General features: G+C 64.0%; 12 protein-coding genes. 6 read left to right on the plus strand and 6 right to left on the minus strand.

Annotation, left to right across the window (positions count from 1 at the left end; translation table 11 throughout):
- Positions 1-1,866 (plus strand): acetate--CoA ligase (gene acs, locus ACP150_RS10515; RefSeq protein WP_424966580.1); only part of this gene is annotated, 1,866 nt, incomplete at its 5' end.
- 90 nt (positions 1,867-1,956) lie between these two features.
- On the opposite strand, the gene ACP150_RS10520 is transcribed toward acs, so the two are convergent.
- Positions 1,957-3,480, minus strand: coding sequence for an SGNH/GDSL hydrolase family protein (locus ACP150_RS10520; RefSeq protein ID WP_424966581.1), 1,524 nt, complete (start codon positions 3,478-3,480; stop codon positions 1,957-1,959).
- Positions 3,481-3,865: 385 nt separating this feature from the next.
- On the minus strand, positions 3,866-5,407 hold the full coding sequence (locus tag ACP150_RS10525) for an SGNH/GDSL hydrolase family protein (RefSeq protein ID WP_424966582.1): 1,542 nt from the start codon (positions 5,405-5,407) through the stop codon (positions 3,866-3,868).
- A gap of 281 nt (positions 5,408-5,688) precedes the next feature.
- Between ACP150_RS10525 and accB the strand changes: the two genes are divergently transcribed.
- The 3 genes from accB (at position 5,689) to aat (ending at position 8,350) form a co-directional block, all read left to right on the plus strand.
- On the plus strand, positions 5,689-6,186 hold the full coding sequence (gene accB / locus ACP150_RS10530) for an acetyl-CoA carboxylase biotin carboxyl carrier protein (RefSeq protein WP_424966583.1): 498 nt from the start codon (positions 5,689-5,691) through the stop codon (positions 6,184-6,186).
- Positions 6,187-6,195: 9 nt separating this feature from the next.
- Positions 6,196-7,542: an acetyl-CoA carboxylase biotin carboxylase subunit gene (gene accC, locus ACP150_RS10535; protein WP_424966584.1), complete on the plus strand. Its 1,347-nt coding sequence runs from the start codon at positions 6,196-6,198 to the stop codon at positions 7,540-7,542.
- A gap of 169 nt (positions 7,543-7,711) precedes the next feature.
- Positions 7,712-8,350, plus strand: coding sequence for a leucyl/phenylalanyl-tRNA--protein transferase (gene aat / locus ACP150_RS10540; protein WP_424966585.1), 639 nt, complete (start codon positions 7,712-7,714; stop codon positions 8,348-8,350).
- 8 nt (positions 8,351-8,358) lie between these two features.
- Here the strand turns inward: aat and ACP150_RS10545 are convergent, their stop codons facing one another.
- The 4 genes from ACP150_RS10545 to ACP150_RS10560 all read right to left on the minus strand — a co-directional run bounded on the left by ACP150_RS10545 (position 8,359) and on the right by ACP150_RS10560 (position 11,134).
- Positions 8,359-8,898 carry a DUF2155 domain-containing protein gene (locus ACP150_RS10545; protein WP_424966586.1) on the minus strand — a complete coding sequence of 180 codons (540 nt, stop codon included), beginning with the start codon at positions 8,896-8,898 and terminating at the stop codon, positions 8,359-8,361.
- Positions 8,895-9,347 carry an outer membrane lipid asymmetry maintenance protein MlaD gene (gene mlaD / locus ACP150_RS10550; RefSeq protein ID WP_424966587.1) on the minus strand — a complete coding sequence of 151 codons (453 nt, stop codon included), beginning with the start codon at positions 9,345-9,347 and terminating at the stop codon, positions 8,895-8,897. Before mlaD ends, ACP150_RS10545 begins: the two co-directional genes overlap by 4 nt.
- A gap of 82 nt (positions 9,348-9,429) precedes the next feature.
- On the minus strand, positions 9,430-9,804 hold the full coding sequence (locus ACP150_RS10555) for an NADH:ubiquinone oxidoreductase subunit NDUFA12 (RefSeq protein WP_424966588.1): 375 nt from the start codon (positions 9,802-9,804) through the stop codon (positions 9,430-9,432).
- Positions 9,805-9,907: 103 nt separating this feature from the next.
- Positions 9,908-11,134 carry an FAD-binding domain-containing protein gene (locus ACP150_RS10560; RefSeq protein WP_424966589.1) on the minus strand — a complete coding sequence of 409 codons (1,227 nt, stop codon included), beginning with the start codon at positions 11,132-11,134 and terminating at the stop codon, positions 9,908-9,910.
- Between the two features lie 214 nt (positions 11,135-11,348).
- Between ACP150_RS10560 and ACP150_RS10565 the strand changes: the two genes are divergently transcribed.
- Together ACP150_RS10565 and clpX are read left to right on the plus strand one after the other, a co-directional pair.
- Positions 11,349-11,975: an ATP-dependent Clp protease proteolytic subunit gene (locus tag ACP150_RS10565; protein WP_424966590.1), complete on the plus strand. Its 627-nt coding sequence runs from the start codon at positions 11,349-11,351 to the stop codon at positions 11,973-11,975.
- A 209-nt stretch (positions 11,976-12,184) separates the two neighbouring features.
- Complete coding sequence (gene clpX, locus ACP150_RS10570; protein ID WP_424966591.1) at positions 12,185-13,444, plus strand: ATP-dependent Clp protease ATP-binding subunit ClpX; 1,260 nt, start codon at positions 12,185-12,187, stop codon at positions 13,442-13,444.
- Positions 13,445-13,496 lie beyond the last annotated feature (52 nt).

Genomic DNA, 13,496 nt, shown 5'->3' on the forward strand with positions numbered 1-13,496 from the left:
GCGTCGGTTTCTGATCCTGAGGGGTTTTGGGGGGAGCATGGTCGGTCTTTGGACTGGATCAAGCCCTATACGAAGGTGAAGGACACGTCCTTTGCGCATGATGATGTGCATGTGAAATGGTTCGAGGATGGCACGCTGAACGTGGCGGCCAATTGCATCGACCGGCATCTGGCCACGCGCGGGGATCAGACCGCGATCATCTTCGAGCCCGATGATCCCGCCGAGCCGGCCCAGCACATCACCTACAAGGCCTTGCACGCTTCGGTCTGCAAGATGGCCAATGTTCTTGAAGAGATGGGCGTGCGCAAGGGCGACCGGGTCATCCTCTATCTCCCGATGATCCCCGAGGCGGCCTATGCGATGCTCGCCTGCGCGCGGATCGGCGCGATCCATTCGATCGTCTTTGCGGGCTTCTCCCCCGACGCCCTGGCCGCCCGTGTGAACGGTGCGGATGCCAAGGTTGTCATCACGGCCGATTACGCCCCCCGTGGCGGCCGTCAGACCCCGCTCAAATCCAATGCGGATGCGGCCCTGCTGCACACCAAGGACAGCGTCAAGATGCTGGTGGTCAAGCGCACCGGCGGTCAGACCACCTGGGTCGACGGGCGCGATTTCGACTATAACGAGATGGCGCTGGAGGCCTCGGACCACCACATGCCCGTCGAGGTCGAGGCCGAGCATCCGCTGTTCATCCTCTATACCTCCGGCTCCACCGGTCAGCCCAAGGGCGTGGTGCACAGCTCGGGCGGGTATCTTCTCTATGCGGCGATGACGCAGAAATACGTCTTCGACGTGCATGAGGGCGATATCTACTGGTGCACGGCCGATGTGGGCTGGGTCACCGGCCACAGCTACATCGTCTACGGCCCGCTCGCCAATGGCGGCACCACGGTGATGTTCGAGGGCGTGCCCACCTATCCGGACGCGTCCCGCTTCTGGGAGGTCTGCGACAAGCACAAGGTCACCCAGTTCTACACCGCCCCCACCGCGATCCGCGCGCTGATGGCGAAGGGGCCGGAGTTTGTCGAGAAATGCGATCTGAGCACGCTCAAGGTGCTGGGCACCGTGGGCGAGCCGATCAACCCCGAGGCCTGGAACTGGTACAATGACCATGTGGGCAAGGGCAAATGCCCGATCGTCGACACCTGGTGGCAGACCGAGACCGGTGGTCACCTGTTGACGCCGCTGCCCGGGGCCACGGCCCTGAAGCCCGGCTCGGCCACCACGCCCTTCTTCGGCGTCCAGCCCGTCGTGCTCGAGCCCACCACGGGCGAAGAGATCACCGCGACCGAATGCGAGGGCGTGCTCTGCCTCAAGGACAGCTGGCCGGGCCAGATGCGCACGGTTTACGGCGACCATGAGCGCTTCGTGAAGACCTACTTCTCGGACTACAAGGGCTACTACTTCTCGGGCGATGGCTGCCGCCGGGACGCGGATGGCTATTACTGGATCACCGGCCGGGTCGATGACGTGATCAACGTCTCGGGCCACCGGATGGGCACCGCCGAGGTCGAAAGCGCGCTGGTGGCCCATGCCAAGGTCGCCGAGGCCGCCGTGGTCGGCTACCCGCACGAGATCAAGGGCCAGGGCATCTATTGCTACGTGACCCTGATGAATGGCGAAGAGCCCTCCGAGGAGCTCCGCAAGGAGCTGCGCACCTGGGTCCGCACCGAGATCGGCCCGATCGCCGCGCCGGATCTGATCCAATGGGCCCCGGGCCTGCCGAAAACCCGCTCCGGCAAGATCATGCGCCGCATCCTGCGCAAAATCGCCGAAGACGACTTCGGCGCCCTCGGAGACACATCAACCCTCGCAGACCCCTCCGTCGTCGACGACCTCATCGAAAACAGAATGAATAAGGGGTGAGCCTGCGGGTCCTCTAAAAACTCAAAAGGCCGGTCTTTGACCGGCCTTTTTTACGTGTGACACCCGGGCCGGGCTGGGCTAGGTCCCGGGTCAGACAAGCCCCCAGGCATCCGCCTCTTCAAGCCTTGCCTGGTCATTGAAGACGTCCAGCTCCGACCGGTCGGTGATCACGCGGATCTCTTCGATGCCGCTGGTTGTGATGCCCTGATTGGACAGGGCCACCACCTCTCCGGCGGTGCCACGATCCGTGGCGAAGGCGGCGGCATTGGCTTCGGTCAACAGCAGAACCAGAAGATCGCTCCCCTCCCCGCCGATGAACACATCCGCATCCACACCATCGGTGCCGCCTGCCAGCGACGCCTGGATAAAGATGAACAGATCGTCCCCCGCGCCGCCATCAGCCACATCCGAGCCCGTTCCGTCGAGCAGGACATCCGCACCATCTTCGCCATAGATAAGGTCATTGCCCGATCCGCCATGCAGGACATCGGCATCCGCGCCTCCCCACAGGATATCGGTCTCGGAACCACCTGACAGGATATCCATCCCGGCTCCACCGGACAGCTCGTCCGTCCCGTGCTCGCCAAACGCGATGTCATCCCCGCCAGCCAGCACCATCCGATCCGACCCGCCGCTCGCCATGACGAGGTTCTGCTCATCCCCGAAAGTCTTTCGATTGCCAAACTCGTTGCCAACATAAACGGTGCTGGTGAGGCTGGCCGCGTGGAACGCCCCAAGCATGGCATGCACCACATCCGTGGGATGCACGCTGTCGAGAAAGGCGATCTGGTCCAGCGGCACGCCTGCGAGCGCCGGGTTCAGGATCGGGTCCCCGCCATACACCTCCAACAGGTAAGGTTCGTTCATCGGCGCGGTGATGCCGAAATTGAACGGATCCCTCGAGATTGCCTTGGCCATCGCTTCGGTATCGACAAAGACCGCGTTGATCCCTTCGGCCTGCAACTGGGCCACCGCCTTTTCGACCTGGTTGTTGTGGTAGAAAAAGGAATATCCCGCGAAGGGCGAGATATACGGCCCGAAAGAGAAGCTCGATCCCGGCAGGCCATTGATCACGATCTGTCCGACACCTGCCTCGTGCAGGGCGCGGGCATTCTCAAGAATGCCATCGATCACATCGGCCACGAAGGCTTTGCTCTCGGACAGCCAATTCGTGACCTTCCACGGTTTGAACGTGCCGTAATCATTTGTGCCGATCAGGAGGGACGCACTGACACCGGACAGATCCTGCCCCTCCATATCCGCCAGAAACCGGCCGACCTGGGCCGACAGGTCTATGCCCAGAGACAGCAAGGGATCGTCATCGGGAACGATCAGGAAGTAGTCCAGATTGAGGTCCTCAACGAGGTCGCCGACATTCCGGTTTCCGACCGCGCGCGCTCCGGAGATCGCGTAGTTCAGCTCGGTCTCCGCGCCGAGAAAGCCCGTCGCGTGCTCGGCATAGACCAGCCCGTCCGAATAGCGCTGGTTATAGCCCAGCGGCCCCCGCGGCAGGCTGAAAGACAGCGCGGCGACACTCAGATCGTGCAGGTTGCCATTGTCGGTCAGGCTGTCCCCGAAATACGCGACCGTGTCGAATTGAAATTCCTCTGGCATGATGCTCCTTCCACGCTTCCCGCTTGGGCCGGGCGCCTGCGGTGAGGACGCGGCGCGGGCCCAGTCACACGGACCATTGGCCCGACACTGAGGGGGTGCGCCGAGAAGCTTTCGAATTCGTAAATGCCAAAGCCCGCCGGAGCGGGACGCGTGCGAGATGACGCAAGGGCAAGTTGCCCCGCGTTTTCACCGGCATGCGCTGCGTGATGACAGCCGCGTCTTAAAAAAGGATGACGATGCAGGAGGTTGTCATCCGCGCCCCCTGCAAAGAAAGACCGGTCGCGCCTTAGTACGACCGGTCAAAGGGTCCGGGCAGAAAAATCCGCCCTATTTTATCCGGTTTTTAGCCGGTTGCTTTGCGGCCACAGTCTGGAACTGGGCCGGATCAAACCAGCGCCCAGAGGTCGGCCTCCTGCAGGCGGGCGAGATCCCCGAGCTGGGCCATGAGCAGTTCCGCCTCGGGATCGACCACGGCCGCGATATCCTCGATGCTGTCGAGAGCGATGCCCAGATCCGCGAGTGCCTGGGTCTGGCCAAGCTGCCCGCTGGAGGTATTGAAGGCATCGAGATCCGACTGGGTCTCGAAGAGCATGACAAAGAGGTCATCCCCGAACCCGCCATCAAAGGCATTGCTGTCTACGCCGATCTCACCGCCCAAAATGGTTTCCTGTCGCCAGATGAAGGTGTCGTTGCCGAACCCGCCGAGATGGGTGTCCGAGCCCAGATGGTCGATATGGACATCATCGCCGCGACCGCCGCGCGTGACGTCATCGCCGGTTCCACCGGTCAGGACATCGTCATCCGCGCCGCCGATCACCTGGTCGTTGTCTGCCCCGCCGGACAGGATATCCATCCCCTGCCCCCCGATCACCCGGTCATCGCCCGCCTCGCCAAAGGCGATATCGTCACCGCCACGCAGCGCCAGGATATCCGCGCCACCGCCCGCCAGCGCGAGATCCTCGGCCTCCCCGAGGAACCGCAGGCTGCCGATCCCCGATCCGATGGTCACGTCATGGGTCAGCGAGGCGGCGTGGAAGCTTCCGAGCACGCCGTGGATCGTATCCGTCGGGTGGACCGCGTCGATGAAGGCCACCTGGTTGAGCGAAACGCCGTCCAGCGCCGGGTTGAGCACCGGGTTGTCCGGATCGTCATCCAGAACGAGGAATTCATCGATCGGCGCGGTGATGCCGAAATTCTGCGGATCGTCCACGATGGACTGGGTCATGGCCTGAATGTCGATAAAGACCGCGTTCACGCCTTCGGATTGCAGCTCTTCGACCGTGGCCTGCAGGCGGTTGTTGTGCAGCGACAGAACCAGATCCGCCACAGGCGCCAGCAGGGGGTTCGTGCGCACAGCCGGGAAATACTCGCCCGACGGCAGCGCATTGATCACGACCTGACCGACGCCTGCATCCACAAGGCGGCGGGCCGCGACCTCGGTCGCATCGGTGATTTGCCGCATCAGGGCCAGACCTTCGATCACCAGCGCATCCGGTGAGGAGGGATCGAAATTCAGATAGTCATTCGCGCCGATGAACAGGGTGGCACTGCTGGTCGCGCGGTCCTGATTGGCGGTCTCGGCCAAATACCGGTCGATCTGCGCGGTCAGATTGATGTCGAAATCCAGCGCCGGGTCGTCCAGCGGAACGGTCAGAAAGTCTTCGACGCCATTGCCGTCGACCAGATCCCGCAAGGTCAGCTCATCAAGCGCCCGGGCAGCCCCGACCCCGAAATTCAGCTCGGTCGCGACCCCCAGAACGTCGGCGGAATATTCCGCATAGACCAGCCCGTTGCTGAACCGCTGGTTATAACCGGCGGCCTCGACCGGAACCCCAACCGTGGCGATCGCCGATGTCAGTTCGAACAGATTGCCGTCATCGGTCAGGCTGTCCCCGAAAAACACGGTGGTATTGAAATCAAAACTCATAGTCTCGGGTCTCTCCCTGTCGTTTGGCGCAGCCTCTGCGGGCCAGCTCTCACGCCTCTGACATACCCTTCCCGACCCCGTTGTGCCAATAATTAACCCCAGCCCGCCCTTCGGACTGCCGCAAGGTCACATCCGCCCCCTCGATCGCCCGGGCCCGGTCGCGAAAACACCGGTCCGGCCCTTTCCTCGGGCGCGGGGCTCACGTATAGGGAGGGTCAGAGCGCCGGAGGGACGCGTTTTCAGACCTCTCCGGACGGGTATTTCGAAGAACCGAGGACGGCATGACGAACAAGTCCCATGACGATGATGTGGCCTTCATCAAGGCGCTTGCAGAGTTGCTGCGCGACAATGATCTCACCGAATTGCAGGTCAAACGGGACTATGGCGAGGATGACAGCCTGAATGTGCGGGTGTCGCGCCAGACCATGACCGTGGCCGCCCCGGTCGCCACCCAGGTGGCTGCGGCCACGCCTGCCGCGATCCCGGCGCCCGCCGCCGAGGCCGCCGCGCCCGAGGCGGGACCTGCGGCCGATCCGGCCCAGGACCCCAACGCCCTGACCTCGCCCATGGTGGGCACCGCCTATCTGCAGCCCGAGCCCGGCGCCGCCTCTTTCGTGAGCCCGGGCGACACGGTCAAGGAAGGCCAGACGGTCCTGATCATCGAGGCGATGAAGACCATGAACCAGATCTCTGCTCCGAAATCCGGCAAGGTCACCCGGATCTTCGTCGAGGACGGCTCGCCGGTGGAATACGGTGCCCCCCTGATGATCATCGAGTAAGGCACAGCGATGTTCTCCAAGATCCTGATTGCCAATCGGGGCGAGATCGCCCTGCGTGTGATCCGCGCCTGCCGCGAGCTGGGCATTCAATCGGTGGCCGTGCATTCCACCGCCGATAGCGATGCGATGCATGTGCGCATGGCCGATGAGGCGGTCTGTATCGGACCGGCACCGAGCCCCCAGAGCTATCTGTCGATCCCGGCCATCATCTCGGCCTGCGAGATCACCGGCGCCGAGGCGATCCACCCGGGCTACGGTTTTCTGTCGGAGAACGCGAATTTCGTTCAGATCGTGCAGGATCACGACCTCACCTTCATTGGCCCGACCGCGGATCACATCCGGGTCATGGGCGACAAGATCACCGCCAAGAAGACAATGATCGATCTCGGGGTGCCTTGCGTGCCCGGCTCCGATGGCGGGGTGCCCGATCTGGTCAGTGCCCGCAAGATCGCAGGCGAGATGGGCTATCCGGTCATCATCAAGGCCACGGCCGGCGGTGGCGGACGCGGCATGAAGCTGGCGAAGACTGCCAAGGATCTCGACGAGGCATTCCAGACCGCCCGGGCCGAGGGCAAGGCCGCCTTCGGCAATGACGAGGTCTATATCGAGAAGTATCTCGGTACGCCGCGCCATATTGAGGTTCAGGTGTTTGGCGACGGCAAGGGCCGCGCGGTCCATCTGGGCGAGCGCGACTGCTCGCTGCAGCGCCGCCACCAGAAGGTGTTCGAAGAAGCCCCAAGCCCGGTGATCGACGCCGAGACCCGCGCGCGGATTGGCCAGACCTGCGCCGAGGCGGTCTCTCGCATCAACTATGCCGGGGCCGGCACCATCGAGTTTCTCTACGAGAATGGCGAGTTCTACTTCATCGAGATGAACACCCGTCTGCAGGTCGAGCATCCGGTGACCGAGGCGATCTTTGGCGTCGATCTTGTCAAAGAGCAGATCCGTGTCGCCGCAGGCTATCCCATGACCTTCCAGCAGGAAAACCTGACGGTGCGGGGCCATGCGATCGAGGTTCGGATCAATGCCGAGAAGATTCCGGCCTTCACCCCCTGCCCGGGCAAGGTCACGACCTTCCACACGCCGGGCGGCCTGGGTGTGCGGATGGATTCCGCGCTCTATGGCGGGTATTCGATCCCGCCCTATTACGACAGCCTGATCGGCAAGCTGATCGTTCTGTCCCAGGACCGGCCTGCGGCCCTAGCGCGCCTCAACCGCGCCCTGGGCGAGCTGATCGTGGATGGCATCGACACGACTGTGCCGCTCTTTCATGCGCTGTTGCGCGAAGAGGCCGTGCTGACGGGCGATTACACGATCCATTGGCTTGAGGAATGGCTGGAGACGGCCGAGCTCTGATCCCCAAGCGCCACGGCTTGGGGCCGTGGCACGAATCTCCCCTTCCCGGATACCCGCCCGCCGCTGGGGCGGGTGTGTCCCGCGGGCACCTGCCCCTCTTGCGGATGCGCGCAGAGCGCTGGACCCGCGCGCGCCACAAGCCTAGGTTGTAGACACCATGGCCCACGACATGTTTCCCCCTCCTCCGCCACCGCTGACGCCGGACCTGCTCCTGCGTGGCTATATGGCGGGGATCTTTCCCATGGCCGAGGGGCGCGCGGATGACGAGGTCTTCTGGGTCGATCCCCGGCAACGGGGGGTGCTGCCGCTGGATGGGGTGCATGTGTCGCGCAAGCTCGCGCGGCTGATGCGGCGCACGAATTGGCGCGTGACCCTGGATCAGGATTTCATCGGCGTTGTCGAAGGCTGCGCGGATCGGGACGAGACCTGGATCAATGACCAGATTTTCGAGGCCTATGCGGATCTGCATGACATGGGGCATGCCCATGCGCTGGAGCTGTGGGACGAGGACCAGCTGATCGGCGGCGTCTATGGCGTGGCCATTGGTGGTGCGTTCTTTGGCGAAAGCATGTTCTCGCGCGCGCCGAGCGCCTCAAAAGTTGCGCTGGTGGCGCTGTCGGCGCATCTGCGGTCCTGCGGGTTTGCCCTGTTTGACACGCAATTCGTCACCCCCCATCTGGCCAGCATGGGCGCGATGGAGATCCCGCGCGAGACCTATCGTGCCCGGCTGCGCGACGCGTTGTTGGTCGAGGCGGATATCACGGGGCAGACCCTCGCAGCTCATCCTGGGGATCACCTGCAAGGCTAAGCGGCGTCTCAGGGACGCGCGGGCGGACGCGGCGATTGCAGCCCCGCCTGCACCTCGGGCGTCTGCACGCCTCCGGGCAAACGACAGCGGATCGCCCAGACGTCATAGCGGTGGTGATCGAGCGCGGCCAAGGCCGGCGACGAAGCGATCATCCAACCATCATAGAGCAGCCCGGGGCGCCCCTGTTCCGAGATCCGCACCTGCACGAAGGCATCCGAAGAGGGGTTCTCCTCCGGGTAGCGGCATTCGATCATCGCGACCTGCAGCCGCCCGCTGGCCCGGGTCTGGCCGGTCTGAAGCTCAAGCGTTTCAACCCGGCCCGTGGTCTTGTCGAGCACCCGGACAAACCCGGCCTCGGCCGCGGTGACGCGCAACTCCTGCTCGAAGGTTTGGAACTCCTCGTCACGCAGACGCAACGGGGCGCCAAACCCACCATCCTCGGCGCGCTCTTCGAGCTCATCCAGGGGCGAGATGATAATCGCATCCTGTTGGGCCGCCGCTGCGCAGCCCACCCAGAGCAAAGCCAGAGGCAGCGCAAGCCGGATCACGAGTCGTCCCCGCCCGATCCCACGAATTTCATCAGAAGCGACACGAGACTGACAGAGCCTTGAGTCGAGGTGAACTCGTCGCCCTCGGCCAGTACGAAGGGCGAGCCCCCGGGCAGGATCTCGACGAAATTGCCGCCGAGCAGGCCTTCGGACGAGACCGAGATCGCGCTGTCATCGGGGATCTCGATATCGGAGGCGACTGAGATGGTGGTATCTGCGCGGAAGGTTTCGGGGTTCAGGTCGATGCCCGTGACGGTGCCGACCTTCACGCCTGCGAGCCGAACATCGGTGCCGACGGAGATGCCGTCCGCAGTGCGGAAGCTGGCCGTCAGGGGATAACCTCCGCCCCCGCCCGACACGCCGGTCGAGCTGCCGACAAAGGCCAAAAACCCAATGGCGACGGCCAGAACGGCCCCGCCCACGAGCACTTCAGATGGTGTATGCGACATGCCTGCCTGCGATCCCGTTGCGATGCGTGCGCCCCGAGCGGAGCGTGACGCGGTTGCGGTCTGGGCGCATCTTACAGGCAGTTTATTCCGGCTGCCATGCCTCATAGTCGGCACGCTCTGCAGGAGCGGCGCGCCGCAGAGAGCCCGAAGGCGCATAGGCCAGAGGTGTCCCGGTGAGGTTCTCCTCATGGGGCTTTTCCCAGGGCTTGTGCGGCAGCGGGTTGTCCGTGGGCGGCTCGGCCCAGGTGAAATGCAGCCAGCCATGCCAATCGGGGGAGACGCGGCTCGCCTCGACCTCGCCGTTATAGATGACCCAGCGACGTTTGCCGTCGCCCGACTGGTAAAAGATGTTCCCGGCCTCGTCCTCGCCGACCTTCTCGCCATTGCGCTTGGTCCACAGGCGCATGCCCAAGGTCTCGTTATTCCACCAGGTGATCAGTTGCAGCAGGAACTTCATAACGGTCTCCGGTCCGGGTGGCCCAGATATGGCCGATTGCGCAGGCGGCGTCCAGCGACATGCGGACGCGGGGGCGCGGGAAACCGGCCTCTTCGGCGCCGGATCAGGAGGCGAGCGACAGCCCCCGCAATTCGGCGAGGATGCTGGGGATTTTCGTCTTCAGCTTGAAGAACCCGGCCGTGGCATGGGGCCAGGCCGCCGCGTCCCAGGCGCGCAACACCGGGGTCAGCGTAATGCCGGCCTGATCCAGCCCGGCGCGCTGCGCAGCCAGCCGGTCTGCGGCGGGGCCCACGGGCGTGTAGGGCATCACGATCTGCGACACGCCAAGCCCCTGCGCCCATGCCGCCAGATCCTGCGGCTCTTGCGTTACCGGACCCGTCCATGCCACGTGCCGCGCGATCGTTTCCGCGATTGCAGCGGCGCACCACTCGGTGACCTGCGGAGCGGTGGCGAGCAGCGAGCGGTGGGCCGTTCCGGTGAATACCGCGGTGGCCACCGGCGGATGGTCCAGCGCCTTGCGCAGATAGCCCGGAGACAGGTCATCCTCGGTGAGCAGCAGCGCCCATGGCGCCTCCCGCCGCGGCGGGGGCGGCGCGGGCATCGGCCCGAGCGGCGGATGGGGCACCCCGCTCAAGGGCTCCGGCTCAGCGGTCAGCTGATGCAACGGACGGTGTCGCCCTTCGGTGTATTTCGAGATATTGGCCACCCGCGCCACGTAGTGCTTGCCTTGGGTCTGCAGCCCCGCGACCCAGCGCCAGCTCAGCGTGTTGGAGGCCTGATCCCCGTCGAGCAGGTGCCGCAGGAAGAAATCCGCGCCCAGCTCCCATGGCAGGCGCAGGGTGAAGATCCAGATCGAGGCGAACCACATACGCGCATGGTTGTGCATGTAGCCGGTCTGTACCAGTTCCTGCGCCCAGGCGTCGAACCCGTCGATGCCGGTGCGCCCGGCGCAGGCCTCTTCCCAGCCCCGGCGCAGCCCGCTCTCGCTTTGCACCCGGTTGAGCGCCTGAGCCAGCCCGGCCTTGTAGGCGGTCCAGACCTGCGGTCGCCGCTCCAGCCAGCCCTTCCAATAGGTGCGCCAGAACACCTCCTGCACGAATTTCTCGGCGGCCGAGGCCGAGTGCCGCCCGAGTGTGGCCTGCACGACCTCTTCCTCGGTCAGCATCCGGTGACGCAGGTAGGGCGACAGGATCGAAACGTGCGGGTGGCCCTGTTCGGGCAGGCTGTAATTGCGCTTGCGCGCATACTCCGCCCCGGCCTTGGGCAGGAAGTCCCGCAGGCGTTCGAGCGCCGCGTCACGGCTGGGTGGAAAGAGGGTCCGGGCTTCCATGGAGCGGAGCTAAGCTGGCGCGGACCGGGGTCAAGGGGGCCATGCGCCACCGGGCCAGTGCCTCGGTGCCATCGGTCCAGAGCGGCCCAAGACCCGCGCCGCGACCCGTCGGCCACAGATGCGGCGAGATGCCCTTGTACCTCCCCGTTCGCGGACCTAACATCTTGTTGACAGTTCAGTCCTACAACACCCCCGCACAGACTCGAGGCTCCGCATGCACGATCCCGTAGACACCTACATGAATCTCGTTCCGATGGTGGTCGAACAGACCAGCCGCGGCGAGCGCGCCTATGATATCTTCTCGCGCCTGCTGAAAGAACGGATCGTGTTCCTGAATGGTCCCGTCCATGACGGGATGAGCCAGCTCGTGGTGGCCCAGCTCCTGCATCTGGAGGCTGAGAATCCGAGCAAGGAAATCTCCATGTATATCAACAGCCCCGGCGGTGTCGTGACCTCCGGTCTGTCGATTTATGACACGATGCAGTACATCAAGCCCAAGGTCTCGACCCTGGTGATCGGCCAGGCCGCCTCCATGGGCTCGCTCCTGCTGACGGCGGGTGAGCCGGGCATGCGCTTCTCGCTGCCCAACAGCCGGATCATGGTGCACCAGCCCTCCGGCGGCTATCAGGGCCAGGCGACGGATATCATGATCCACGCCCAAGAGACCCAGAAGCTCAAGGATCGCCTGAACTCGATCTACGTCAAGCATACCGGCCAGCCGATGAAGAAAGTTGTCGACGCTCTGGAGCGGGACAATTTCATGGATGCCGAACAGGCAAAAGACTGGGGCCTGATCGACGAAATCGTCGAAAACCGCCCCCGTGACGACGCCGACAGCTAAGCCTGCACGGGGCAAGTCCGCTTGCCCCGTTCCCCCTGCCCCGAACCGGTCCCGATGATGTGACATCGCCGGCACCCGATGCGCCAAATTTTGGCATTGTGAAGGAATAGGCCCTGCCCTAGCATGGCCGAAACGCGCTCCCCGCCGGCCCGAAGATCGGGTCGATTTGACCGGATCAGAGGTTGGGGGTGCAATCGACGAGGTACCCGATGGCGAATAACTCCGGCGATAGTAAGAACACCCTCTACTGCTCCTTCTGCGGCAAGAGCCAGCATGAGGTCCGCAAACTCATCGCGGGTCCGACCGTCTTCATCTGTGATGAATGCGTCGAGCTCTGCATGGACATCATCCGCGAAGAGACGAAATCGTCCGGTCTGAAATCTTCCGAAGGGGTCCCCTCCCCGCAGGAGATTTGCGATGTCCTCGACGATTACGTGATCGGGCAGAGCCACGCAAAGCGCGTGCTCTCGGTGGCGGTACATAACCACTACAAGCGCCTGAACCACGCGGGCAAAACCGATATCGAACTGGCGAAGTCGAACATCCTGCTGATCGGACCCACGGGCTGCGGCAAGACCCTGCTGGCACAGACGCTGGCGCGGATCCTCGATGTGCCCTTCACCATGGCCGATGCGACCACCCTGACCGAAGCCGGTTACGTGGGCGAGGATGTGGAAAACATCATCCTCAAGCTGCTGCAGGCCTCGGAATACAATGTCGAGCGGGCACAGCGCGGCATCGTCTATATCGACGAGGTCGACAAGATCACCCGCAAGTCCGACAACCCGTCGATCACCCGCGATGTGTCGGGCGAAGGCGTGCAGCAGGCCCTGCTGAAGATCATGGAAGGCACCGTTGCCTCCGTGCCGCCGCAGGGCGGGCGCAAGCATCCGCAGCAGGAATTCCTGCAGGTCGACACGACGAATATCCTCTTCATCTGCGGCGGCGCTTTTGCCGGTCTCGAGAAGATCATCGCGCAGCGCGGCAAGGGATCTGCCATGGGCTTCGGTGCCGATGTGCGGAACAATGACGACCGCGGCGTGGGCGAGATGTTCACCGAGCTTGAGCCTGAGGATCTGCTGAAATTCGGCCTGATCCCGGAATTCGTCGGCCGTCTGCCGGTGATTGCGACGCTCACCGATCTCGACGAGGACGCGCTGGTCACCATTCTGACCGCGCCGAAGAACGCGCTGGTCAAGCAGTACCAGCGTCTGTTCGAGCTTGAAGAGGCCCAGCTGACCTTTACCGATGACGCGCTGAGCGCCATTGCCGGGCGCGCGATCCAGCGCAAGACCGGCGCACGGGGCCTGCGCTCGATCCTCGAGGATATCCTGCTCGACACCATGTTCGACTTGCCGAGCCTCGACAGCGTCGATGAGGTGGTGGTCAACGAGGAGGTCGTCTCGGGCGATGCCAAGCCGCTGCTGATCTACGCCGAGCGCAAGGATGAGCCGGCGACCGTGGGCTGATCCCGAACCAATGCGAGACAGAGAACGCCGCGCCCCTGAGCGCGGCGTTTTC

This window comes from Dinoroseobacter sp. S375, assembly GCF_049800775.1.
GTDB lineage: Bacteria > Pseudomonadota > Alphaproteobacteria > Rhodobacterales > Rhodobacteraceae > Dinoroseobacter.

What these genes read in the sequence shown, in the direction of transcription:
- ACP150_RS10520 (WP_424966581.1), bottom strand. Translation starts at nt 3,480, where the DNA reads ATGCCAGAGGAATTTCAATTCGACACGGTCGCGTATTTCGGGGACAGC.
- ACP150_RS10525 (WP_424966582.1), bottom strand. Translation starts at nt 5,407, where the DNA reads ATGAGTTTTGATTTCAATACCACCGTGTTTTTCGGGGACAGCCTGACC.
- accB (WP_424966583.1), top strand. Translation starts at nt 5,689, where the DNA reads ATGACGAACAAGTCCCATGACGATGATGTGGCCTTCATCAAGGCGCTT.
- accC (WP_424966584.1), top strand. Translation starts at nt 6,196, where the DNA reads ATGTTCTCCAAGATCCTGATTGCCAATCGGGGCGAGATCGCCCTGCGT.
- aat (WP_424966585.1), top strand. Translation starts at nt 7,712, where the DNA reads ATGTTTCCCCCTCCTCCGCCACCGCTGACGCCGGACCTGCTCCTGCGT.
- mlaD (WP_424966587.1), bottom strand. Translation starts at nt 9,347, where the DNA reads ATGTCGCATACACCATCTGAAGTGCTCGTGGGCGGGGCCGTTCTGGCC.
- ACP150_RS10555 (WP_424966588.1), bottom strand. Translation starts at nt 9,804, where the DNA reads ATGAAGTTCCTGCTGCAACTGATCACCTGGTGGAATAACGAGACCTTG.
- ACP150_RS10560 (WP_424966589.1), bottom strand. Translation starts at nt 11,134, where the DNA reads ATGGAAGCCCGGACCCTCTTTCCACCCAGCCGTGACGCGGCGCTCGAA.
- ACP150_RS10565 (WP_424966590.1), top strand. Translation starts at nt 11,349, where the DNA reads ATGCACGATCCCGTAGACACCTACATGAATCTCGTTCCGATGGTGGTC.
- clpX (WP_424966591.1), top strand. Translation starts at nt 12,185, where the DNA reads ATGGCGAATAACTCCGGCGATAGTAAGAACACCCTCTACTGCTCCTTC.